Genomic DNA, 24,290 nt, shown 5'->3' with positions numbered 1-24,290 from the left:
GCGGTGACCAAGCTTGCGCCGCTACCCTCCATGCGCAGCCATTCGGTGCCCGGACGAGCGACTTTGCCGGCCCTCGGGTGCCCAGCGCGACCATTTCCGACGAGGTGACATCGCTGTGAGCGAGCGGACGCGAGCCGACCACCGGGGCGCGGCCGTGAGCGGACGGACCCTGGCTCGGGGCGCTGCCACGGCCGGGGCCCGGTGGCGCCGTCCCGCCGGGTCGGCGGGACCGGTCCTCGATCCTCGAGTCGCGGCCGGCGCCGCCTCCCGGCGACGTCCCGGTGGCAGCGACGGGTCCGCCGGATGAGTCGAGGCTACGCCGACCGGTGGCACGATCCCGCCGAGCCGTCCTGGGTCGCCGAGCCGACGGCCGAGTGGCAGCCACAGTTTCCGGGCCAGCGCTACCCGGGCGACGACGGCGTCAACCGCCAGCCACCGGCCGCGCGGGGCCGGGCGAGCGCAGTCGGCCGGGCCGAGGTGCCCCCGCTGGCACCGACCAGGCCCGACGGCACGTACGTGGGTCGATCCTGGGACGAGCAGCCGGACGGGCGGCCGGGCCGGCAGGAGCTACCCGAACCGCGCCGCCCGGGCGGACTGAGCGGTGCTCGGCCCTACGCAAGGTCGGCCGCCGCCGAGCGACCGGAGCAGTCCCGGCAGGACCGCCGGCGGTCACCGCAGGGCGATCCCGACCGTCGACGTGACGGGGTCACCTGGTCGGAGTTCGGTTCTCAGGGGGTGGGCTCAGGCGCGTCGCCCCGACGCGACCCGGACCGGTACGCCGACCGACGCGATCAGCACGACCCTGATCGGTACGACCGCCGCGAACCCGACCGTCGCGAGCCCGACCGGCACGGCCAGCGTCCACGTCGTTCCGACCCGACCGACCGGGACCAGTTCCGCCGGAGCAAGCCGGTGTCATCGGCCGGTCGGCCGGACGCCGGTTGGCCGGACGCCGGCCGGGTGCCGGAGCCGGACGACGACGCACGCCGGTCCCCAGCCACCCGGCGACCGGTGGAGGGTGCTGTTCGGGGACCGTCGGCGGACAATCCCCAACGCCTGCGCTACCAGTGGAGCAGCCATCCCGGGCAGCCGGCGCACGACGACGCACCGGTGGTGGACGGCTACCGGACCGAGTTCGGTGTCGGGGATCCGGACGGCGCCCCGTACCCCGACGGCTACGTCGACGAACCGGTCCGCCCGACCCTCGACGAGAGGTCCCGACCCGACTGGTCGCCGGAGCGGGGCCGCGCGGAGCCGCCGCCGGATCAACAGGCGAAGGCCGCACCGGCCCGTGGTGACCTGCCCTGGCCCCCGCCCGGACCGCTGCGTCCGAGCAGTGGCCGGGACCATCGCGAGTACCAGCGTCCGGAGGCCCCTGAGCAGGGTGCCGACCGGTCGCGGCGGGCGACCGGCGGGCCTGAGACGCCCGGACCGCAGCGATCCGTCGACCGGCCGGCGGCCCAGTTGCCCGGGACCGAGCGACCGGTCTCACCCGCGCCCGACGGTCCATCTCGACGTCACCTTTCGGTGGTCCCCGACCGGCCCGTCTCGCCCGCCGCCGGGCGGGCCCGGCCGGTCTCACCCGCCCCGCGGCGTCTCCAGCCGGACGAGGGGGCAGCACCCCAGCGCTGGTCCGCCGCACCGGCGTCGGACCGGGAACGGACCGACACCCACTCTTCAGGACCGGACCGACCCGCGACCGCACGCCCCGACGAGGGCCGGACCGGCCAGCATCGCGGCCGGCCTGCCGCCGCGGTCGACCGGACACCGGCCGGAGACACGGTCCGACCGGCGCCACTGCACCAGCACGAGGTCCGGTCGGCGCCACTGCAGGAGCACCAGGTCCGTCCCGCGCCACTGCACGACCAGCCGATCGTTGCCACACCGCCGCCTGCAGCCGCCACGCGGCCCGTCTCCGCGCCACCCGACCACCGCCCGGTCTCCGCGCCGCCGGAGCCGACCACACCCGCCCGGCCAACGTCCGAGAGTCCGCCCGGATGGTTCGGAGCACCCGCGCCGGTCCCGGGCAACCCGCCTCGGCAGCCCGAGCCGGCAGCGTCGAAGCCCGGCAGCAGCACGACCAGCACGGACGAGATCCCCCTGAGTGCACCGGGCCAGCCGGTGTCGGGCGGCGCCCCGCCCGCCTGGGCGTCGTCGGACGCCACACCAACAGGTCCGGCGGTGGTGCCCGTCAGTGCTCCACCCGCCGCCACACCCTCGGTGCCGGTCTACGGGCCGCCCGTCCCGGCACCGCTCTCCCCACCCGGCGCGGCATCGCCGGCCGACCCGGCCCTGATCGACCCGCTCTCCGCGGGACCCGTCTCCGCGCCACCGCTCCCCGTGCTTCCCGTCTCCGCCCCACCCGCCGACGCCACGGCCCCCGAGGCTCCCGTCTCCGGACCACCGGACGACGGCGTACAGGTGCCCGAGCCGGCGGAAGACCCCGAGCCGGTACCCGAAGCACCGGCCGATCCCGAGCAGGTGCTGGCGAACTACCGGTGGCGACTCGACCCGGCCACCCTGCGCGAACTCGTGGACGATCCGGAGGAGCTGCGTTCCGTCCGACAACAACTCACCGACAAGCTCGCCACGGCCTTGGACAACCGTTCCCGGGCCCGGTTACTGAGCCTACGCGCGGTCGCCTCGCGGGTGCTCGACGATCTCGATGACGCGCTGGCCGACGGCCGGATGGCGCTGACCTATGCCGAGGCGACCGGAGAGTTGCGGCGCACCGCGCTGGCCCAGGCCCGGCTGGCCCACGTACTGCACTGGCGGGGCGAGTTCGCGGAGGCCGACCGGCTGTTCGCGGAGGCCAACTCGGTCGAGCTGCCCGATCGGCTGCGGGCCGCTCTGCACGAGCACGCCGCCCGCTGCTGCTACGACCAGGGCCGGCTGATCGAGGCCTGCCACCACTTCGAACGCGCTCTCGACCTGCGTGGCGAGGGCGACGCCGAGTTGCTGGACCGGGTCCGGACCGGGCTGGACGCGATCGCCGACCGAGCCGCCGAGACCGGCTTCGGGCCATATCCGCGCAGTTGGGACGCGGTGTTGGAGCGCGACCGGAGCCCGCAGCCCGCCCGCGACGGCGGCCAGGGCCTGTGGGGTTACGCGGACGCCGAGGGCGACATGGTCGTGCCGGCCCGGTACGCCGAGGCACAGCCGTTCCGCGACGGTCTGGCCTGGGTCCGCGGACCGCAGACCGACCGCTGGTCGTTGATCGACCTGGCCGGCGAGACCGTGATCGAGCCGGCCTTCCTCGCGGCCCGCCCGTTCTCCGACGGCCTGGCCTGGGTGGTCCGGGACGAGAGCGGCTGGATGGCGGTGGACACCGCCGGCAAGGTGGCCGTACCGCCCGGCTTCGCCGAGGTGCGGCCGTTCCGTAAGGGCGTGGCGACGGTCCGGCGGGAGGGCTGGGGGGCCGTGGACCGTACCGGCCGGATCGTGGTGCCGACCCAGTACCACGGCTTCCACACCACCCTCGCCGACGGTCGCTACATCGACGGCTTCACCGATGAAGGGCTGGCGGTGGTCGATCTCGCCGGCCGCAAGGGCGTGGTGGACCGTGCCGGGCAGGTGATCGTCGCACCGTCGCACCCAGCGTTGCTGATCCACCCGGTCGCCTTCCTGGCGACCAACAGTGCCGGGAACTGGGGTGCACTGGACCGGCGGGGCGCGGGGCTGATCGACCCGATGTTCCACCATCCGGACGCGGTGGTCACCGAGATCGAAGGGCTGCTCACCGACGCCAACCCGGTACTCTGAGCGGCCCGGGGCAATCGACGGCGCACGGGACGGCCAGGCCGTACGACCCGCCGGTTCGTACTGCTCCTTACTCGAACACCTTGGTCCGACGTCGAGAGGGCCGCCGACGGAGTGTGGTTCTACAACGACCCGGCCCACTACGGCGCGCTCATACACCGACCGAGCTGGCCCGGAGCATGCGACACGCGTTGCTGCCAGCCCGATCGCGGTGCCCGTCGATCCCTAGGCGCGGGCTAGGGTCGGAGGATGGAATTCCGACACCTGGGCCGCTCCGGCCTCCTGGTCAGTGAGATCTCGTACGGCAACTGGATCACCCACGGCTCGCAGGTCGAGGAGGATGCGGCGTTCGCCTGCGTCCGGGCTGCCCTCGACGCCGGCATCACCACCTTCGACACCGCCGACGTCTACGCCGGCACCCGCGCCGAGGACGTCCTCGGCCGGGCGCTGGAGCAGGAACGGCGCGAGGGCCTGGAGATCCTCACCAAGGTGTACTGGCCCACCGGCCCGGGTCGCAACGACCGGGGCCTGTCCCGCAAGCACATCATGGAGTCGATCGACGGCTCGCTGCGCCGGCTGCGGACCGACTACGTGGACCTCTACCAGGCCCACCGGTTCGACTACAGCACCCCGCTGGAGGAGACGATGGAGGCCTTCGCCGACGTCGTGCACTCCGGCAAGGCGCACTACATCGGCGTCTCGGAGTGGAAGGCGTCACAGCTCCGCGAGGCCCACGCCCTCGCCCGGGAGCTACGCATCCCGCTGGTCTCCAGCCAGCCGCAGTACTCGATGCTCTGGCGGGTCATCGAGACCGAGGTCGTGCCCACCAGCGAGGAGCTGGGCATCGGGCAGATCGTCTGGTCGCCGATGGCGCAGGGCGTACTGTCCGGCAAGTACCTCCCCGGCCAGCCGCCGCCGGCCGGTTCCCGGGCCACCGACGAGAAGTCCGGCGCGGGCTTCATCGCCAAGTGGCTGACCGACGACGTGCTGACCCGGGTGCAGCAGCTGCGGCCGCTGGCCGACCAGGCCGGGCTGAGCATGGCCCAGCTGGCCATCGCCTGGGTGCTGCAGAACCCCAACGTGTCGTCGGCCATCATCGGGGCGTCCCGTCCCGAGCAGGTGCACGACAACGTGAAGGCGGCCGGCGTCAAGCTCGACGCCGGTCTACTCAAGGCGATCGACGAGATCGTCGACCCGGTGGCCGAGCGCGATCCCGCGCGTACCGAGTCACCGGCACAGCGGCCCTGACCCCACCGCGCCCGGCCGGTGCGGCACACTCCGGCCGGGCACTGCGGTCCACCGCCGACCGGTGGCCTCGGTCAGCCCTGCCAGAAGCGGATCAACTCAAGACCGGTGGCGTAGAGCCACGGCGGCAGGCCGAGGAAGTCGCCGATCGCGAAGACCGCGTCGAAGAACCAGCCACCGATGCGCGGGTTCCACAGCAGCGCGAAGAGCAGGATGAAGCCGTACGGCGCGAAGAGGTCGTACATCCGGCGGTACTGCGGGCCCAGCCACGGCTGGATCATGTTGCCGCCGTCCAGCCCGGGCACCGGCAGCAGGTTGAGCAGGCTGGCGGTGAGCTGCAGGAAGGCGAGCAGAGCCACGGCGGCCCAGAACTCCACCGGACCGCCGCCTGGCGCGCCGATGCGAAGGACCGCCACCAGCACCAGCGCGAAGACCACGTTGGTGGCCGGGCCGGCGAGGCTGACCACGGTGTGCCGCAGCCGACCCGGGATCACGTGCCGGTCCACCCAGACCGCTCCGCCCGGAAGGCCGATGCCGCCGAGCAGCACCACCGCCACCGGCAGCGCGACGGACAGCAGCGGGTGGCTGTACTTCAGCGGGTTGAGTGTCAGGTAACCGCGGTGGGCCACGCCCCGGTCGCCGAACCGGTACGCGAAAACAGCGTGGGCGTACTCGTGCAGGCAGAGCGAGACCAGCCAACCGCAGACGACGAAACCGAACACGGCGAGCCGGATGTTGCCGATCCCGTGCCAGGTCAGCAGGGCGCAGGTCACCAGCAGCGCGACCAGGGCTCCGAAGACCGGGCTGGGCCGGAACGCCGCCCGGGGGACCTCCAGCGCCAGCGGCTCGGCGTCCCGGGGCGCCATCACTCCGCCACGGGCAGCAGGCTCATCCGGTAATCCACCCGATCGTCCTCGAGCAGCGCGACCGAGGTGACGCCGGACGCAGCGAGATCCCGCCAGGACTGGCCGATCCAGGACTCGGCGTCCGCCTGGCTGCCGAACGACTCGGCCGGGCCATCGACCGGCTCGCCGTTCGCGCCCTCGTACCGCCAACTCCACGCCATGTGCGCGTCTCCCCTCACCGCTGATGTCCCGTGGGACGGACCCCCGCCAGCGTAGTCGCACCACCGGGCCGGCGGCCCGGCCACGGGCGTCGATCGAGCGCCGGCACCCTGCTCGACGCCGGCCCGGGACCCGCGCTCGACGGTCGCCGCGAGCACTGCGAGTAGACCGCCGCCAGGTGGGGTATGCCCGTCGGAGGAGACCGTGCATGACGTGGAGGCGGCGATGACGAAACCCATACCGGACATGGACACGGCGCAGCTACGCCACATCGCGGTGACTGGCGGGATTCAGGGTGCCCCGGAGATGGACCGGCAGGAACTGATCGACGCCCTGCTCGCGCGCCCGGGCGAGGGCGCCTGGCAGGAGGATCCGAAGCCGGCCGACGTCAACCCGAACGACTACCGCTACCAGGCTCCGGAGCAGGACTGAGCCGCACCCGGCAGCGGTCGGCGGCGGCGTACCTGCGATGCCTGGGCCGGCCTCCTGGCCGTAAGGTACGACCATGTCCCTAGACGGGTGGAACACGCTGCTGGTCCTCGGCGGCATCCGGTCCGGCAAGTCGGAGTTCGCCGAGTCCCTGGTCGCCGACGCGGCCACGGTCCGGTATGTGGCAACCGCCGCCGGCGGAGGCGACGACGACCCCGAATGGGCGGCACGCCTCGCCGCGCACCGCGCCCGCCGACCGGCCACCTGGCGCACCGAGGAGACCGCGACCGAACCGCGCCGACTCGCGGACGTGATCGCCGGCGCTCGGTCGGACGAGACGCTGCTCGTCGACGACCTCGGCGGCTGGGTGACCGTCCTGCTCGACCCGGCTCACCAGCCGGCCGACGACTCCGCCACCGTCGACGAGCTGGCCACCGCCGTTCGGGCCTGCGCGGCGCGGCTGGTGCTGGTCAGCCCCGAGGTCGGGCTCTCCCTGGTGCCGACGACGCCGCTGGGCCGGGCGTTCACCGACGCGCTAGGCACGGTCAACCGGGCGGTCGCCGACGCGTGCGACGCGGTGGTCCTGATCGTCGCCGGACAGCCCTGCCGGCTGAAGCCGGTAACCGCCGAACCGGCATCGGCCGCGGTGGCCCCGCCGGCCCGCACCTCCGCCGGCGGCCACGGTGCCACGGTGCCGACGCAGAGCGGCCCCGTCAGCGCGCAGCCGGGCGACGACAGCGGCCCCGCACTGCCCGGCTCCCCGCCGGTGATCACCGCTGGCCCGCCCGCCGACGCCACCAGCGCCGCCGGCCCCCACGCCAGCAGCCCCGGCGGCTCGACGGCGCCCGGCACCGTACACCCGGCAACCGCCGCCGACGTGGACATCCAGCCCGGTATGCAGCTGCCGATGCCGGACGAGCACGCCGGGGCGCAGGCCGTGGAGCGGCTGGCCACCCTCGATGTGCCGGGCACCGGCCTCGGCGTACTGGAGCAGGTGGTCTCGTTTGCCGCCGCCACCCAGGGCACCCCCAGCCCGGCAGCCTGGCAGTCGGTGCGGGTGCTGCTGCTGCACGGCGATCACGCCGGGGGCGTCGCCGCCGGTACGGTGGCCGGCGAGTCGGCCCGACGGGCCGACCAGGCCCGCGCCGGCCAGGGCGTACTCGCCCGGCTGGCCGGCGCAAGCGCGGCGAGCCTGCAGGTGGTGGACACCCCCGCCGCCGCACCCATCGAGCTCGGACCGGCGCTGAGCGACGAACAGGTCGAGGCGTCCCTGCGCGCCGGCTGGCGGCTCGCCGAGGAGGCCGCGGACGCCGGCGTACAACTGCTGGTGCTGGCCGCGTGTGGTGCCGGCACCGAGGCCACGGCCGCCGCGGTGCTCGCCGCGACCGCAGGCGCCGAACCGCCCGCGGTGCTCGCCCGGGTGGTCACCGGCGGCGGCGAGATCGACGACATCGCCTGGATGGCCCGCTGCGCGGCGGTCCGGGACGCGCTGCACCGCACCCGCGGGTCCTCCCGCGACGCCCGGAACGTGCTGGCCGAACTGGGCGGCGGGGACATCGCCGCCGCCACCGGCGTCCTGCTCGGCGCGACCGCGCGCCGGATCCCGGTGCTGCTGGACGGGCCTGTCGGCGTGGCCGCCGGGATGGTCGGCCGGGACCTGGCCGGGCAGACCCGGCACTGGTGCCTCCTGGCCGACCATGGCGGGCACCCCGCCGTGGCGCTGGCCGCCGACGTGCTCGGCCTGACGCCGCTGGCGGAGCTGCGGCTCGACCTCGGTGAGGGGGCGAACGCGCTGACCGTGCTGCCCTTGCTGCGCTCGGTGCTGGCGCTGGCCGCCGCGCTGCCGCCCCGACCGACCGGCGCGGACGGGCCGCCGCCGGGTGCCGGCGAGGACGGACCCACACCGGGCGAAGGTCTGGACGGCCCGGCACCGGGCGTTGGCGCGCCGGCGCCGGATTCCGTCGACGGGACCGAGCCCGACGTCCGCGAGCCTGAGCCCCACGGACCGGGGCCGGCGTCCACCCAACCGGCGCCCCGACCGGCGGACAGCTCCGCCTCGCGTGCCGGCTGAGCGACGCCTGCGCGACGGGGCGCGGCTGGCACTGACCGTCCTCACCGTCGCGCCGGTGCGCGCCGGCCGGGTAGACCGGGTCACGGCCGGCACCGCGATGGCGCTCGCCCCGGTGGTCGGCGCGCTGCTCGGCGTACCGCTGGCGGGTGTGCTGCTGACGCTCGGCACGGTCACCGCGCCGCTGGTCGCCGCCGCGGTGACTGTCGCCGTCGCCGCCCTGCTGACCCGTGGGCTGCACCTGGACGGGCTGGCCGACACCGTGGACGGGCTCGGGTCGTACCGGCGCGGCACGGCCGCGCTGGAGATCATGAAGAAGCCCGACATGGGGCCGTTCGGCGTGGTCGCGCTGGTGCTCGTCCTGCTGGTGCAGGCCGCGGCGCTGGCCGAACTGGTCGGCCGGTCCTGGCCGGCGACGCTGGCGGCCGTGGTGACGGCGGTCGCCGCCGGCCGGCTGGGCGTGCCGCTCGCCTGCCGGCGGGGCGTTCCGGCGGCCCGCCCGGTGGGCCTCGGCGCGCTGGTGGCCGGCACCGTCGGGCCGGTTGCGCTGGCCACCGGGACGATCGCCGTCGCGCTGCTCGCGGTCGCGGCGGTGCCGGAGCGACCCTGGCAGGGGCCGGTCGCCGTGCTCGGGGCGCTCGCCGTCGCGGCCGGGCTGCTCAGGCACGTGGTACGCCGCCTCGGCGGCATCACCGGAGACGTGCTCGGCGCGACGGTCGAACTGGTCACCACGCTGGTCTACCTGGGTCTGACCCTGTCCGGCTGAGCCGGCCGGTCGACGGCGGGTAGCGTTCTCCCACGACAGCACCGGCGCGGCCACCCGGGGGAACCATGCTCATCACCGACGACTTCCTGCCCGTCCCGGTCCCGGAGTCGCTCAGCGCGACCTACCTGGTGCCGACGGTGGGACTGCCGTCGGTGACCGCGCGGACAGCGGTGAGCGGGCTGGCCGGCCGGCTCGCCGATCCGGTACAAGGGTTGGCCCGGCAGATGCTGGACAGCCCGTTGATGAGCGTCGACATCCGGCCGATCGGCGAGTTTCCGGCGCTACCGCCCGACCTGCTCAGCGCGTTCGGGGCGGGGTCGTCGCAGCTGGACCGGCTGGCCGCGGCGAGCCACCTGGTGGTGGTGCAGGCCGAGTACCGGCCAGGCTGGCCGCCCGCGCACGAATGGTCCGCCCGGGCAGTGGCCGCCGCGATCGCGGAGGCCGTCGGCAGCGACGTGGTGGACGTCTTCGGTCTGCAGTTCCTGGACCCGGCGGCGGCGCTGCGTACGCTGCCCGACGCCCAGGGACGGGTCCGGTTGGTCGACTGGGTGCTCGTGCCCTACTCGTCGGACGCGGAGGGGCTCTGGTTCACGACCAAGGGGCTGCGCCGCTTCGGGTTGCTGGAATTGCAGACCCAAGGCGTGCCCGACCACCTCACCCGGGCCTGGGGTGCGGTGATGACCGGCGCCGCCCGGCGGCTGCTACGCGACTGGACCGACGGACTGACCGGCGACGACGTGCCGGCATTCGTCCAGTTGCCGGTGCTGGCGACGGTGACCGGGCACGACATCGCGGTGGCGTACGGCAATCCGGAGCAGCACGGGGCGACCGCGCCGGTGCTGCTGCGGCTGGAGCTGGATCCGGCCACCGACCCGGAGGCCGACTCGTTTCTCAGCCTGCGCCCGCCGGCCGGGCACGCCGGGCCGGCCGGACGCTACTTCGCCGCCGCCTGCGCCACGCTCTTCGCCGGCATCCAGCCCGACGTGCGCTACGCCCGCGCGGACGACGCGATGAGCCGGGCGGTCGCCACCGCCCGCGCCGGACTCGACGACATCCGGGCCCGGTTCCGTGGCGGGCACCTGCCCGCCGAGACCCAGCTGGTGATCAAGTACGGCCTGCCGGGCGTCGACGGCCCCGAGTACGTCTGGGCCGGCGTCACCTCCTGGGACACCCCGGAGCGGATCGTCGGCGCCAGCGCCAGCGACTCGAACACCGACGCCACGGTGCGGATCGGCTCCCCCGTCGTGGTGGAAGCCGCCGACGTGGTCGACTGGGCCGTCCTCGATTCCACCGGCGTCATCGAGGGCGGCTGGACCCAGGCCGTCCTAGACGCCGGCACCCCTCCCACCCCCTAACCCCCCACCCCAACCTCTGTTGATCATGAGGTTAGCGGCGCAGTCGATCTCCGGAACTGCCGCCAGCCTCATGATCGACGCCACGGTGTGGGTGGGGGGTAGGTTACTTGACGGAGGCTTGGGTGAACGGGGGGCGCCTCAGGCGGACGGGGGCGCGGCGGTTGCGGATGTCGACGTGCAGCTCGGCGCCGTCGGGGAGGGCGGGGGCCGTGTCGATCAACGCTAGGGCGATGCCCTGCTTCAACGTGGGACTGAAGGTGCCGCTGGTGACGGTACCGACCCGATCGTCGCCGGAGTACACCGCCATGCCCGGACGGGGAATCGCCCGCTCGACGGCCACCAGGCCGCGCAGCGTACGGCGGGGGCCGACGGATTTCTCCGCGAGCAGCGCGTCGCGGCCCCAGAATGCCGGCTTGTCCCAGCCGACCGCCCAGCCCGACCGGCCCTGCACCGGCGTGATCTCCAGCGACAGGTCCTGGCCGTGCAACGGGTACCCCATCTCGGTGCGCAGCGTGTCCCGGGCGCCGAGCCCACATGCCTGTGGGGCTGGCTCGGCGGCGAACAGGGCGTCCCAGACCGCGGCTCCGGCACCGGTCGGCAGCACCAGCTCGTAGCCCAGCTCGCCGGTGTAGCCGGTCCGGCACACGGTCAGCTCGACACCGTCGAGCGTCGCCGCCGAAAAGCTCATGTACCCGTGCTCGGTGGGCAGGCCCAGGCCGCTCAGCAGCTGCGACGACCGGGGGCCCTGCACCGCCAGCACGGCGTACTCCTCGTGCTCGTCGGTCACCGTGACCCGCGGTGGCGCGGCGGCGCGCAGCCGGCGCACCACCTCGGCGGTGTTCGCGGCGTTCGGGATGAGGAAGACATGGTCGTCGGAGTGCAGGTAGGCGATGATGTCGTCCACCACGCCGCCAGTGGCCTGGTCACAGCAGAGGGTGTACTGCGCCCTGCCCGGCCCGATCCGGCCCAGGTCGTTGCTGAGGCAGGCGTCGATGAACCGGGCCGCTCCCGGGCCGGTCACCCGCACCTTGCCCAGGTGCGAGACGTCGAACACGCCGACCCCGGTACGCACCGCGGCATGTTCCCGGAGCACCCCGCCGCCGGCGTACTCCAGCGGCATCTCCCAGCCGCCGAACGGAGCGAACTTGGCGCCGAGCGCGGTGTGCCTCTCGCCCAGCGGAGAACGACGCAGCCGGGTCACGGCGGCGTCGGTGGTCACGTCGGTCATGGGTGCCAACTTACCGGGATGCCCCGGGCTGGTTAGCATCGGCGAGAACCGTCGGATCACCCGGCGGGGCAGCAACGACGTCCGGCGGGTAAATAATCCGCCGGGGAACCTAACCGCCGGTACGCCACCCGCGACCGGCCCGGCCCGCCCGGGAGCAGCCTCCGTGACATCGCCCAGCACCACCCTGAGCCTGGTCGACACCGACCCCGCCGAGCTCGCCGTCGACGCGATCGTGATCGGCGTACACGCTACGACCGGCGAACTGGACGCCACCAGCGGCCTCGCCGGCACCCTGCTGCTCGCCAGCGGTGCCGAGAGCGTCGCCGCCGCCTTCGACGGCAAGCTGACCGAGACGCTCGCCCTGCTCGGCGCGACTGGCGGCCCAGGCGAGGTGATCAAGCTGGCGACGCTGGGTACCGTGTCCGCCCCGGTGATCGCCGCGGTGGGACTGGGCGCGGAGCCCAGCGGCGCGGAGCCCGCCCCGGAGACGCTGCGCCGGGCGGCGGGAGCCGGGGTGCGGTCCCTGGCCGGCGCCCTCCGGGTGGCCGTCGCGCTACCGCTGCCCGACGACGCCGACGCCACCGCCGCGCTGCGCGCGGTCGCCGAGGGCGCGCTGCTCGGCGGGTACCGCTTCGCCGGATACAAGACCCGTCCGCAGCCGGCCCGCCGGGAACCGGTGGCCGAGGTGCTGGTGGCCGTGCCGGACGCCGCGGACGCGGCAGCCCAGGCCGAGGTCGCCCGGGCCGCGACGGTGGCCGGCGCGGTCCGGCGTACCCGGGACTGGGTCAACATCGCCCCGAACGAGCAGCGCCCTCCGGCCTTCGCCGACGTGGTCGCCGAGGCCGGTCGCGCGGCGGGCCTGAAGGTGGAGGTGCTCGACGAGGTCGCACTGCACGAAGGCGGGTACGGCGGAATCATCGCCGTCGGCCAGGGCTCGGAGGCCCCGCCCCGGATGGTCAAGCTGACCTACCTGCCCGACGGCGGCGGGACCGGCAAGCGGGTCGCCCTGGTCGGCAAGGGCATCACGTTCGACACCGGCGGCGTCTCGATCAAGCCGGCGCAGGGCATGTGGGAGATGAAGTCCGACATGGCCGGCGCGGCGGCGGTGGCCGCCACCATGCTCGCGGTGGCCGAACTGAAGCCGCCGGTCGCGGTGACCGCGTACGTGCCGATGGCGGAGAACATGCCGTCCGGGACCTCGTACCGGCCGGGCGACGTGATCACCATGTTCAACGGCAAGAGGGTGGAGGTTCTCAACACCGACGCCGAGGGCCGGATGATCCTCGGTGACGCGATGGCGCGGGCCTGCGCGGACGGCTGCGACTACCTCTTCGAGACCTCCACCCTCACCGGCGGGCAGGTGGTCGCGCTGGGCAAGCGGATCTCCGGCGTGATGGGCACCACGGAACTGTGCGAGCGGGTCCGCACCGCCGGCGACACGGTCGGTGAACCGGCCTGGCCGATGCCGCTGCCGGACGACGTACGCAAGGGCATGGACTCCGACGTCGCCGACATCTCGCAGGTCAACGCGGGCATGGATCGGGCCGGCCACATGCTTCAGGGCGGGGTCTTCCTGCGTGAGTTCGTCACCGACGACGTCTCGTGGGCGCACCTCGACATCGCCGGGCCGTCGTACCACCCGGGCGAGGCCACCGGCTACTGGACCAAGGGCGGCACCGGCGTACCCGTCCGCACCCTGCTCCAGCTGATCGACGACGTCGCCACCAACGGCTGACGTGCAAGGAGGGGCCCCCTGTTGACGCCTGGCGTATAGCAGGGGGCCCTGTTGACGTCCGGCCCGACCGGTGGGCGCGCAAGCGCCTGGCCGCCGCGCAGTGCGGTGCGGGGCTCTGTCTCAGTACAGCTCGGGGCGGCGCTTGCGGCGCTCGTTGTAGTCGCGCATCCGCTGCGGGTAGCCCATCAGCGCCACGTCGTAGATCGGGATGCTCAGCCGGTACGCGAAGCGCCGTGCCCCGTCCGGCCCGTCGATGCGGCGGCGGGTCCACTCGCCGTCGTCGGCGATCAGGATGACGGTGGTCTCCGTGACCGTGGTGCGCGGCTCGATGAACGCCTCGACGCCCTTACGGCTGCGGACAAAGTCCTCAAGGTGCTCCAGGTCGGCACGATTCACCGTACGGTCGGGGTCAGCCGCGCCTACCCGCTTGCGTCGCCGGAACAGTCCCACCGAGCCGTCTCCCCACCGATACGTCATCGAAAGCAGTGCCAAGGGTACGTGGCCGGGACGTGTCGTTGGGCACCTCGGTACGCGGGTGCCGCGCGGTGGTGACAAGATGACCGGGGTGGGGTGTGTCCCTGTTACCCCGCCGTGACCCCCGATGCAGCGAAGCGACCTGGGAGTTGGACGTGAGCGAGCCGAACGACGCAACCTTCGACATCGTCATCCTCGGAGGTGGCAGCGGCGGCTACGCGACCGCCCTGCGTGCCGTCCAGTTGGGCCTGACCGTCGCGTTGGTCGAGAAGGGCAAGCTCGGCGGCACCTGCCTGCACAACGGCTGCATCCCGACCAAGGCACTGCTGCACGCCGCCGAGATCGCCGACCAGACCCGCGAGTCGGAGCAGTTCGGCGTCAGGGCCGAGCTGGTCGGCATCGACATGGCGGGGGTGAACTCGTACAAGGACGGCGTGGTCTCCCGGCTCTACAAGGGCCTCCAGGGCATGCTCAAGGGCAACAAGTCGATCACCATCGTGGAGGGGCACGGCCGGCTGGTCGCCCCGAACGCGGTCGAGGTGGACGGCAGGCGGTACACCGGCCGCAACGTGGTGCTGGCCTCCGGCTCGTACGCCAAGAGCCTGCCCGGCCTGGAGGTCGACGGCGAGCGGGTCATCACCAGCGACCACGCCCTGACGCTGGACCGGGTCCCGGCCTCGGCGATCGTGCTCGGCGGCGGCGTGATCGGCGTCGAGTTCGCGAGCGTGTGGAAGTCCTTCGGGGTGGACGTGACGATCGTCGAGGCGCTGCCCCGGCTGGTCGCCGCCGAGGACGAGGAGTCGTCGAAGGCGCTGGAGCGGGCGTTCCGCAAGCGGAAAATCAACTTCAAGGTCGGCAAGCCCTTCGAGAAGGTCGAGAAGACCGACGGCGGCGTCAAGGTGACCATCGCCGGCGGCGAGACCGTCGAGGCCGAGCTGCTGCTGATCGCCGTGGGTCGTGGCCCAAGCACCGCCGACCTCGGCTACGAGGAGCAGGGCGTGAAGCTCGACCGGGGTTACGTGCTTACCGACGAGCGGCTGCGTACCGCCGTACCCAACGTCTACGCGGTCGGCGACATCGTGCCCGGCCTCCAGCTCGCCCACCGCGGCTTCCAGCAGGGCATCTTCGTCGCCGAGGAGATCGCCGGCCAGGGCCCCGCGGTCATCGACGAGGCGGGCATCCCCCGGGTGACCTACTGCGACCCGGAACTCGCCTCTGTCGGCCTCACCGAGGCGAAGGCCAAGGAGCAGTACGGTGCCGACAAGGTCAAGACCTACAACTACAACCTCGGCGGCAACGGCAAGAGCCAGATCCTCAAGACCGCCGGCTTCGTGAAGCTGGTGCGGGTCGAGGACGGGCCCGTGGTCGGCGTGCACATGGTCGGTGCCCGGGTCGGCGAGCTGGTCGGCGAGGCGCAGCTGATCTACAACTGGGAGGCGTACCCGGGCGAGGTGGCGCAGCTCGTGCACGCCCACCCCACGCAGAACGAGGCACTGGGCGAGGCACACCTCGCCCTGGCCGGCAAGCCGCTGCACGCCCACGCCTAACCACGACGTACCCGCGGCGTCCGGCGACGGGCGATGATCCCCCCACCAGGGAAATGAAGGAGTCTGGAGAACATGCCGGTATCGGTCACCATGCCCCGGCTCGGTGAGAGCGTCACCGAGGGCACCGTCACGCGCTGGCTCAAGCAGGAGGGTGAGACCGTCGAGGTCGACGAGCCGCTGCTGGAGGTCTCCACCGACAAGGTCGACACCGAGATCCCGTCTCCCGCGGCCGGCGTACTGACCCGGATCGTGGTGGGCGAGGACGAGACGGCTGAGGTCGGCAGCGAGCTGGCGGTGATCTCCGGCGAGGGCGAGTCGGCCGGCGGCCAGGCCGCCCCGCAGCAGCAGGAGGAAGCTCCGGCGGAGCAGGCGCCGGCCGAGGTGGAGCAGCCGGCCGCCGAGCAGCCGGCCCAGGCCGCCACCGCGGCCTCGGGCGAGGGCACGCCGGTGCAGCTGCCCGCGCTCGGTGAGAGCGTCACCGAGGGTACGGTCACCCGCTGGCTCAAGCAGGTCGGCGAGACCGTCGAGGTCGACGAGCCGCTGCTGGAGGTCTCCACCGACAAGGTCGACACCGAGATCCCCTCGCCGGTCGCCGGCACGGTCCTGGAGATCAGGGTCGCCGAGGACGAGACCGCCGAGGTCGGCGCCACGCTGGCCGTGATCGGCGCTGCCGGCGGAGCCCCGGCCGCCGGCAAGCCCGAGCCGAAGGCGGAGGCCGAGCCGAAGGCCGACACCAAGGCCGAGCCGCAGGTGTCGGAGCCGACGCCTGGCATGTCGTACAACGAGCCGGCGGCGGAGGCCGAGACCTCGCCGGAACCGGTCAAGGCCGAGCAGTCCGCACAGCCACCGGCGCCGGTCCCGCAGCGCGCCGCCGCGCCCACCGCACCCGCCGCGAATGGCGAAGTGGCCGGTTACGTCACCCCGCTGGTCCGCAAGTTGGCCGGCGAGCACGATGTGGACCTGGCCTCGCTCAACGGCACCGGCGTCGGCGGCCGGATCCGCAAGCAGGACGTGCTGGACGCGGCCGAGAAGGTTAGAGCCGCAAAGGCCGCTCCGGCTGCGGCGCCGCAGCCGGCCGCGGCGGCCCCGGCCCGGGCCGCCGAGAAGCCGCAGCCGAGCACCAAGCGCGGCACCACCGAGAAGCTGCCGCGGATCCGGGCGGCCATCGCCAAGCGGATGCTCCAGTCGCTGCACGAGATGGCGCAGCTCACCACCGTGGTCGAGGTGGACGTCACCAAGGTCGCCAAGCTGCGGGCGCAGGCAAAGGACTCGTTCCTGCAGCGGCACGGTGTCAAGCTGTCGTTCCTGCCGTTCTTCGCCCTCGCGGCCATCGAGGCGCTCCAGCGGTACCCGATCCTCCAGGCCACCATGGATCTGGACGCTCAGACGATCACCTACCCGGACGCCGAGAACCTCGGCATCGCGGTGGACACCGAGCGGGGCCTGCTGGTGCCGGTCATCCACAACGCCGGTGACCTCAACCTGGGCGGCATCGCCAAGCGGGTCGCCGACCTGGCCGACCGCACCCGGACCAACAAGATCGGCCCAGACGAGATCGCCGGTGCGACCTTCACGCTGACCAACACCGGCAGCCGGGGTGCCCTCTTCGACACCCCGATCATCCCGTCGCCGCAGTCGGCGATGCTGGGCACGGGTGCCGTGGTCAAGCGGCCCGTGGTGGTCAACGACCCGGAGCTGGGCGAGGTGGTCGCGGTGCGCCAGATGGTCTACCTGGCCCTGTCCTACGACCACCGGCTGATCGACGGCGCCGACGCGGCCCGCTTCCTGACGGCGGTCAAGGAGCGGCTGGAGGCCGGCGCCTTCGAGGCCGAACTGGGGCTGTAACTCTCCGCCTCGACGAAGGGCGCCTCGGGTGGACCCGAGGCGCCCTTCGCACTTCCGCCGCGCCCTCACGGGCACCGCGATCCTGCACTCTCGGTTGTCCCCGGTTAGCGGCGGACAGGGGCAGCGTGACAGGCACGACGGCTGCTCGACCCGCTGACGGGACACCTGCGGTTCCGCCCGCTGGGCTGATCCGAAACGCGCCTCCCGCCCGGCTGGGCGCTGCCAGACTCAGGCGATGGGCGACAGAGGCTGGCGGGGACGGCTGGGGCCGTCGGTCAGCATCGCGCCCGCCACCCGGGTCGACAAGTTCGAGATCTTCTTCGACCTGGTCTTCGTCTTCTCGTTCTTCATCATCACTCGGGCCACCGCCGCGAACATCAGCGGACGGCAGTTGCTGCACGCGCTGCTGGTACTCGCGGTGCTCTGGTGGTGCTGGGTGGTGCACACCGTGGTGGCGACCCGGGTCCGGATCGGGGAAGGCTTCGTGCCGGTGCTGATGGTCGTCGCGATGGCCGCGCTGTTCTGCTTCGCGCTCGCCCTGCCGCAGGCGTTCATGGACCCGCGGACCAGCGAGGCCGGTCCGATGGTGGTGGCGGTCAGTTACGTGGTGATCCGGGCCGTGCACCTGACCATGTTCCTGCACATCGTCCGCGCCAACCCGGTGGAACGCCGGCAACTCATCCGCTACGCCCCCGAGATGCTGTTGAGCACCGCCCTGCTGCTGGTCGCCGCCCTGCTACCCGCGCACATTTCCAACACCGGGATGGCCGAGTTCGTCCGGGACGCGCTCTGGGTGAGCGTCGTCCTGCTCCAGTACGGCACCGGGTTGCTCGCCCGGACGTGGGGCTGGGAGGTGACCTCGGCGGAGCACTGGACCGAGCGGTACGACCTGATCCTGATCATCGCCCTGGGCGAGTCGGTGATCTCGGTTGGAGTCGGCAGCAACCTGCTGGGCCAGGAACCGACCCTGCCGGGGGTGACCGCCGCCGTGTTCGGGATCGTCTTCACCGCCGCCCTCTGGTGGGCGCACTACGACCTGGTGGGCCCCGCCGCCCGGATCGCCCTGCACGCCACCCTGGGTAGACGTCGGATACTGATGGCCCGCGACGCGTACGCGTACCTCTACCTGCCGATGATCGCCGGCATCATCATGTTCGCTCTCGGTGCCGAGGGCATCGTGCACGACATCGCCGAGCCCGGCGTGCCGGTCGCCGAGCGGGCGCACGGGCCGGACGTACCGCTGCTCTTCGGCGGGGTGTTCCTCTACCTGGCCGGGAACATGCTGTTCCAGCTGCGCACCCTGCACACACTGTCCTGGCTGCGGGTCGGCACGCTGGGCGTACTCGCCGCCAGCGTTCCGGTCGCCATGCCGCTGCCCGGGCTGGCCGCTCTCGGCCTGCTCACCGCGATCTGTGTGGGCCTGATCACCGCCGAGGTGGTGCTGATGTCCCAGGCCCGGCACGCGCTGCGCGCAGCCGTGCTCGAAGAACGCATCGCCTACGAGGCCTACGAAGCGCAGTACCGGGCCCGCTGGCACGGCATGCCGCCCGGCAGCACCTGACGGTCCGGCAGAACCATCGGTCCGCTCCAGGGGTTGCGATCGAGATGCGAGAGAGAGGCCGGTCGGCACGAGCAGGTGATGCGGGACGACGCCCACGCCAAGATCGAACTGCTTCTGTCGGACCTGCGTCCGGCCCGAGGCGGCGGCATAACCGACTCGACGCGGCCGGGCCGCCGCGCGTACCCCAGGATGTAGGGCATGCGGATCCTCATGGCCGGCGCGTCCGGCTTCCTCGGCACTCGGCTGGTCGACCTGCTCGTCGCCGACGGGCACCAGGTGACCCGGCTGGTGCGGGGCTCGCCACGCGCTGGCGACGAGCGGCATTGGTCACCGTCGGCGGCGCAGTTGGACCCGGCGGTGGTCGCCGGGGCCGACGCGGTGGTCAACCTGGCCGGCGCCGGGGTGGGCGACCGGCGCTGGAACGACCGGTACAAACAGCTGATCCGGTCGAGTCGGGTGGACACCACCAGCACCCTGGCCACCACGATCGCCGGGTTGCCGGCGGCCGACCGGCCCGAGGTGCTGGTGAATTCCTCGGCGATCGGCTGGTACGGAAACACCGGCGACCGGGTGGTCGAGGAGGACGCGCCAGCCGGTGAGGGCTTTCTCGCCGACGTGGCCCGGGTGTGGGAGGCGGCCACCCGGCCGGCCGAGGACGCCGGGGTGCGGGTGGTGCGGCTGCGTACCGGGCTGCCGCTGCACCGCGACGGTGGGCTGCTCAAACCGCAGCTGCTGCCGTTCAAGCTGGGTATCGCCGGCCGACTCGGCAGCGGCCGGCAGTGGATCCCGTGGATCTCGATGACCGACTGGCTGAACGCCACCACTTTCCTGCTGGCCCGGGCGGACCTCGCCGGGCCGGTCAACGTGGTCGGTCCGGCGCCGGTCACCAACGCCGGGTTCACCCGCGAACTGGCCCGCCAACTGCACCGTCCAGCGGTTATCCCGATCCCGGCGCTGGCCCTGAAGGTGGCCCTCGGCGGCTTCGCCCAGGAGGCCCTGACCAGCACCCGCGTCCTCCCCGCCGTGCTGAACCGCGCCCAGTTCACCTTCCGCCACCCCGACCTTCCCACCGCCCTGCACGCCGCCCTCCACGACTGACCCCACCCCCCTGCACACGTGTTGATCATGAGGTTAGCGGCGAGAACGATCTCCAAGCTGCCGCCAACCCCATGATCAACGAGCGTTCCCGGGTGTGATCCGGATCAGCAGCCGATGACCCAGTGGTTGGGGGCGGTCTGGCGCAGGGTGCTGGTGTAGAAGGTGTTGTAGAGGCCCATCCGCTGCTGGGAGCCGTTGGCGTAGGCGTAGCCGCCGGAGTGGTAGGCACGACCGGCGCTCACGTGAGCGTAGTTGCTGGCGGTGACGCAGGTAGGGACGCCGGTGGGGCTCGGCGAGGCCGTCGGGGTGGGGATCGCGGTCGGGCTCGGCGAGGCCGTGGGGGTGGGGGTCGCGGTGGGGGTCGGGGTGACGCCGCCGTTCAGGCCGAAGAAGACCGCGTCGTGGTAGGTCGAGCAGATGGTGTCCAGGAAGTACGCGGCGGCGGTGCCGCACTGGTCCGCGCCGGAGCCCGGGTCGACGGGGGTGCCGTGCCCCATGCCCGAGACCCGGTGCACCCGGACCACGTCGTTGCCGTACACCTCGACGCTGGTGCCCGCCGGCAGTTGCCGGATGCTGGTGGGGGTCTGTGAGACACCGAGCACGTTGGTCCACTGGTCGCGGGACTCGGTGGCGTTCGCCGTGGCCACCGTGTAGTCACTGGCGCCGTGCCAGATGGCTACCTTGGGGCGGACGCCGGAGTAGCCGGGGTGGGCGTTGCGGACCAGGTCACCCCACTGCCCCGGGGTCTTGTCCACGCCGGGGCTCATGCAGGAGAAAGCGTTGACCATGCTGGTGGCACAGCGGTGCGGCATGCCGGCGATGACCGAGCCGCCAGCGAAGACGTCCGGGTAGGTGGCGAGCATCGTGGCGCTCATCGCCCCACCGGCCGACAGCCCGCTGACGTAGACCCGGTTGGCGGCCGTGCCGTACGTCGACCGCGCGTGGTCGACCATCTGCTTGATCGACAGTGCCTCGCCCTGGCCACGGGCGGTGTCGCCGGTCTCGAACCAGTTGAAGCAAGCGCTGGAGTTGTTGGCGGACCGTTGCTCGGGCACGATCAGGGCGAACTTCCACTGGTCGGCGTACTTCCGCCACCCGGAATTGGTGAAGTAGCCGGTGGCGTTCTGGGCGCAGCCGTGCAGCAGCACGACGGCGGGGGCGCCGGAGGGCAGGCTGTCCGGCCGGTAGGCGTACATCGCGAGGTTGCCGGGGTTGGAGCCGAAGCTGCTGACCTGGGTCAGCGAGGCGGCCTGGGCGGGGGCGGCGACGGCCACGAGTGCTGTGCCGGCCATGACCAGCCCGGCCAGCACGCCGGCGAGCCGGCCGGAAACGGTGCGAGTGCGGCGCACAGGGAACCTCCTGGAAGGTGTGAGCTGGGTCACCGATTATTGCCGCGACATTACGCAGGTGTGTCACACCTATGACATGGGGGCGATTCACACATTCGTCGATGTCCAGGTGTGGGGCTCCTCGACCGTCAGCGCACACACCGGGAAGGTGCGAGCCTGTCCGGGTACGGTTGGTAACGTCCGCTAGGTGCCCACCTCTGCGTCCGTGGCCTCCGGGCCCGCCTCGCCGCCACGCGTCACCCGTGACCGTCGCGCCGACCTGACCGTGGCGCTGGTCTCGCTGGCACTCGCCGGCTGGGTGACCAGCGGGCTCTGGATCGACCCGAACGGCCGCGCGATCACGGTCAACTCCAGCGACCAGGCACTCTTCGAATGGTTGCTGGCCTTCGGCGGCCACGCGGTGACCCACGGGGAGAACCCGCTCTTCACCACCCTGATCAACTTTCCGGACGGGGTGAACCTCGCGGTCAACACCTCGATCACGGTGTACGCGGTGGCCTTCGCCCCGTTGACGTACCTGATCGGCCCGCCGGCCACCTTCCTGGTGATCCTCACCCTCAACCTGGCCGCGACCGCCGTCGCCTGGTACTGGCTGCTCTCCCGGCACCTGGTCGGCAGCCCGCTCGCCGCCGCGGTCGGCGGGCTGTTCATCGGCTTCTCCCCCGGCATGATCTCGCACGCCAACGCCCACCTGAACTGGACCGCCGGCTGGCTGGTACCGCTGCTGGTGTGGCGGGTCTTCGCACTGCGCCGGCCGGGACACGCGAGTCGCGACGGCGTGGTCCTCGGCGTGCTCGTCGCGATCGCCTTCTCCATCGCCGCCGAGGGCCTGTTCTTCACCGCGCTGGCGCTCGGCCTCTTCGTCGCCGGGTGGGCGCTGCACCCCGCCAACCGGGTGGAGGCCCGGGCCGTGTTGCCGTCGTTCCTGCGCGGGCTGGCGGTGACCGCGGTTGTCGCCGGGGTGTTGTTGGCCTATCCCCTCTGGCTGCACTTCGTCGGGCCGCAGCGGTTCCACGGCACCGGCTTCGACGCGGTGATCCACTCCGAGGACATCGCGGCGTACGCCGCCTATCCACGCCGCTCGCTGGCCGGCGAGGCGGGGTTCGGCACCTCCCTGGCGCCGAACCCCACCGAGGAGAACTCCTTCTTCGGGCTGCCGCTGCTGGTTCTCGCCGTCGGCTGCTTCGTGCTGGTGTGGCAACGCGCCGACACCCGCCGCCGAGCCACCCTGTGGGCGCTGGGGATCGTCGCGCTGGTCTTCGCCGCGCTCTCCTTCGGGCCGGTGGCCAAGCTCGACGGGGACCGTACCGACCTGCCGATGCCCTTCGACCTGTTCGGGCAGCTGCCGGTGGTGAACGCCGCGCTGCCCGCCCGGTTCGCGCTGGTGGTGACGCCGGTGATCGGCCTGCTGCTGGCGTACGCGGTGGACCAGTTGCGCCGACGCCCACCGTCGGCGAAGGTCGCGGTGGCCTGGACGATCGGCCTCGCGTTGGCGCTGGTACCGCTGATCCCGACGCCGCTGCTGACCAGCGAACGCGAGCCGATCCCCCGCTTCATCACCTCCGGCGCCTGGCGGGACCACGTCTCCCCCGGCGGGGTGCTGACCCCGGCACCACTCGCCCTGGACGTCTACCCCGACGGCCAGCGCTGGCAGGCGTACGCGCTGGCCAACCGGCAGGGCGAGTTCGCCATCCCGTCCGGGTTCTTCCTCGGCCCCGGCGGCCCCGACGGCCGGGGCCGGATCGGACCGGTGCCGCGCCCCTTCGGCGCGCTGCTGGACCAGGCTGCCCGCAGCGGCCTGCCACCGATCGTCACCGAGGGCACCCGCGATGAGGTACGCGCGGACCTGGAGCACTGGCAGATCGAAACGGTGGTGCTCCCCGACGCCGTGCACGGCGCGAAGTGGGCGGTCGACGAGGACGCCATCCGGCAGACCCTGATCATGCTGTTCGGCGAGCCGGAGCGGGTCGAGGACGTCTGGCTCTGGCGGGTCCGGGAGAGCTGAGCGGGGTCGCCCGGGCCCAGCGGGGTCGGCGCGGGCTGGCCCGGGCGGTGAGCCGGCTCACCGCTGGTGCAGCACGGCCACAGGGCTAGGCTGAATGCCGTGACCACGACGACCTCCGGCCTGACGGCCATCCGTGCCGGTGTCCTCGACTACACCGCGGCCTGGGACGAGCAGCGCCGCCTGCACGAGGCGGTCGTGGCCAGTGAGAGCGGCGGCACCGTGCTGCTGCTGGAACACCCGAGCGTCTACACCGCCGGCAAGCGCACCGAACCGTGGGACCGTCCGGTCGACGGCACCCCGGTGGTCGACGTGGACCGCGGCGGAAAGATCACCTGGCATGGTCCGGGGCAGCTGGTCGGCTACCCGATCCTGCGCCTGCCCGACCCGGTCGACGTGGTCGCCTACGTGCGGCGGGTCGAGCAGCTGCTGATCGACGTGTGCGCCGAGGTCGGCCTGACCGCGGGCCGGGTCGAGGGCCGCAGCGGGGTCTGGGTGCCGGCCGACGAGCGGGGGCCGGCACGCAAGGTCGCCGCCATCGGCATCCGGGTCGCCCGTGGCGTCACCCTGCACGGCCTCGCCATCAACTGCGACTGCGACCTGACGCACTTCGACCGGATCGTGCCGTGCGGCATCCGCGACGCCGGCGTCACCTCGCTCACCACCGAGCTGGGCCACCCGGTCACCGTCACCGACGTCCTCCCGATCGTCGAACGCCACCTCCCCACCCTCCTCCCCACCCCCTGACCCCCATGTTGATCAATA

General features: G+C 72.9%; 18 protein-coding genes. 13 read left to right on the top strand and 5 right to left on the bottom strand.

Annotated features, from left to right (window positions below; all coding sequences use genetic code 11):
- Positions 1–303: 303 nt before the first annotated feature.
- Both ACFHWY_RS10115 and ACFHWY_RS10110 read left to right on the top strand, forming a co-directional pair.
- Positions 304–3,762: a WG repeat-containing protein gene (locus ACFHWY_RS10115; RefSeq protein ID WP_416579859.1), complete on the top strand. Its 3,459-nt coding sequence runs from the start codon at positions 304–306 to the stop codon at positions 3,760–3,762.
- 246 nt (positions 3,763–4,008) lie between these two features.
- Positions 4,009–5,007, top strand: a complete 999-nt coding sequence (locus tag ACFHWY_RS10110) for an aldo/keto reductase family protein (protein ID WP_416579858.1) — start codon at positions 4,009–4,011, stop codon at positions 5,005–5,007.
- 71 nt (positions 5,008–5,078) lie between these two features.
- On the opposite strand, the gene ACFHWY_RS10105 is transcribed toward ACFHWY_RS10110, so the two are convergent.
- Together ACFHWY_RS10105 and ACFHWY_RS10100 are read right to left on the bottom strand one after the other, a co-directional pair.
- A complete protein-coding gene (locus tag ACFHWY_RS10105; RefSeq protein ID WP_416579857.1) occupies positions 5,079–5,870 on the bottom strand; it encodes a site-2 protease family protein in 792 nt (263 codons plus the stop codon).
- Complete coding sequence (locus ACFHWY_RS10100; protein WP_416579944.1) at positions 5,870–6,070, bottom strand: hypothetical protein; 201 nt, start codon at positions 6,068–6,070, stop codon at positions 5,870–5,872. Before ACFHWY_RS10100 ends, ACFHWY_RS10105 begins: the two co-directional genes overlap by 1 nt.
- 223 nt (positions 6,071–6,293) lie before the next feature.
- Between ACFHWY_RS10100 and ACFHWY_RS10095 the strand changes: the two genes are divergently transcribed.
- From ACFHWY_RS10095 to ACFHWY_RS10080, 4 genes are all read left to right on the top strand, one after another.
- Positions 6,294–6,500 (top strand): Rho termination factor N-terminal domain-containing protein, encoded by a 207-nt coding sequence (locus ACFHWY_RS10095; protein WP_416579856.1) that lies wholly within the window; start codon positions 6,294–6,296, stop codon positions 6,498–6,500.
- Positions 6,501–6,573: 73 nt separating this feature from the next.
- Entirely contained in the window at positions 6,574–8,568 is a 1,995-nt protein-coding gene (locus ACFHWY_RS10090; RefSeq protein ID WP_416579855.1) for a bifunctional adenosylcobinamide kinase/adenosylcobinamide-phosphate guanylyltransferase, read from the top strand.
- A complete protein-coding gene (locus ACFHWY_RS10085; protein WP_416579854.1) occupies positions 8,558–9,331 on the top strand; it encodes an adenosylcobinamide-GDP ribazoletransferase in 774 nt (257 codons plus the stop codon). The genes ACFHWY_RS10090 and ACFHWY_RS10085 overlap by 11 nt, the downstream gene beginning before the upstream one ends.
- 65 nt (positions 9,332–9,396) lie before the next feature.
- Positions 9,397–10,686 carry a DUF2314 domain-containing protein gene (locus tag ACFHWY_RS10080; RefSeq protein ID WP_416579853.1) on the top strand — a complete coding sequence of 430 codons (1,290 nt, stop codon included), beginning with the start codon at positions 9,397–9,399 and terminating at the stop codon, positions 10,684–10,686.
- A 103-nt stretch (positions 10,687–10,789) separates the two neighbouring features.
- On the opposite strand, the gene gcvT is transcribed toward ACFHWY_RS10080, so the two are convergent.
- A complete protein-coding gene (gcvT, locus tag ACFHWY_RS10075; RefSeq protein ID WP_416579852.1) occupies positions 10,790–11,914 on the bottom strand; it encodes a glycine cleavage system aminomethyltransferase GcvT in 1,125 nt (374 codons plus the stop codon).
- Positions 11,915–12,077: 163 nt separating this feature from the next.
- Between gcvT and ACFHWY_RS10070 the strand changes: the two genes are divergently transcribed.
- On the top strand, positions 12,078–13,649 hold the full coding sequence (locus ACFHWY_RS10070) for a leucyl aminopeptidase (RefSeq protein ID WP_416579851.1): 1,572 nt from the start codon (positions 12,078–12,080) through the stop codon (positions 13,647–13,649).
- Positions 13,650–13,769: 120 nt separating this feature from the next.
- On the opposite strand, the gene ACFHWY_RS10065 is transcribed toward ACFHWY_RS10070, so the two are convergent.
- Positions 13,770–14,099 carry a hypothetical protein gene (locus tag ACFHWY_RS10065; protein ID WP_416579943.1) on the bottom strand — a complete coding sequence of 110 codons (330 nt, stop codon included), beginning with the start codon at positions 14,097–14,099 and terminating at the stop codon, positions 13,770–13,772.
- 179 nt (positions 14,100–14,278) lie between these two features.
- Between ACFHWY_RS10065 and lpdA the strand changes: the two genes are divergently transcribed.
- The 4 genes from lpdA (at position 14,279) to ACFHWY_RS10045 (ending at position 20,174) form a co-directional block, all read left to right on the top strand.
- Entirely contained in the window at positions 14,279–15,670 is a 1,392-nt protein-coding gene (gene lpdA, locus ACFHWY_RS10060; RefSeq protein ID WP_416579850.1) for a dihydrolipoyl dehydrogenase, read from the top strand.
- A 72-nt stretch (positions 15,671–15,742) separates the two neighbouring features.
- Complete coding sequence (gene sucB / locus ACFHWY_RS10055; protein WP_416579849.1) at positions 15,743–17,515, top strand: 2-oxoglutarate dehydrogenase, E2 component, dihydrolipoamide succinyltransferase; 1,773 nt, start codon at positions 15,743–15,745, stop codon at positions 17,513–17,515.
- Positions 17,516–17,750: 235 nt separating this feature from the next.
- Complete coding sequence (locus ACFHWY_RS10050) at positions 17,751–19,076, top strand: low temperature requirement protein A (protein WP_416579848.1); 1,326 nt, start codon at positions 17,751–17,753, stop codon at positions 19,074–19,076.
- 198 nt (positions 19,077–19,274) lie between these two features.
- A complete protein-coding gene (locus tag ACFHWY_RS10045; RefSeq protein ID WP_416579847.1) occupies positions 19,275–20,174 on the top strand; it encodes a TIGR01777 family oxidoreductase in 900 nt (299 codons plus the stop codon).
- Between the two features lie 104 nt (positions 20,175–20,278).
- Here ACFHWY_RS10045 and ACFHWY_RS10040 read toward each other — a convergent pair whose 3' ends face one another.
- Positions 20,279–21,466, bottom strand: coding sequence for a PHB depolymerase family esterase (locus ACFHWY_RS10040; RefSeq protein ID WP_416579942.1), 1,188 nt, complete (start codon positions 21,464–21,466; stop codon positions 20,279–20,281).
- Between the two features lie 244 nt (positions 21,467–21,710).
- Here ACFHWY_RS10040 and ACFHWY_RS10035 point away from each other — a divergent pair, with 244 nt between their 5' ends.
- Positions 21,711–23,528 (top strand): DUF2079 domain-containing protein, encoded by a 1,818-nt coding sequence (locus tag ACFHWY_RS10035; protein WP_416579846.1) that lies wholly within the window; start codon positions 21,711–21,713, stop codon positions 23,526–23,528.
- Positions 23,529–23,627: 99 nt separating this feature from the next.
- Complete coding sequence (gene lipB / locus ACFHWY_RS10030; RefSeq protein ID WP_416579845.1) at positions 23,628–24,272, top strand: lipoyl(octanoyl) transferase LipB; 645 nt, start codon at positions 23,628–23,630, stop codon at positions 24,270–24,272.
- Positions 24,273–24,290: the final 18 nt, after the last annotated feature.

This window comes from Micromonospora sp. LOL_024 (assembly GCF_048060415.1).
Classification (GTDB): domain Bacteria; phylum Actinomycetota; class Actinomycetes; order Mycobacteriales; family Micromonosporaceae; genus Micromonospora.
The sequence above is the reverse complement of the archived record's forward strand: the minus strand, read 5'-3'. Positions and strand labels throughout refer to the sequence as shown.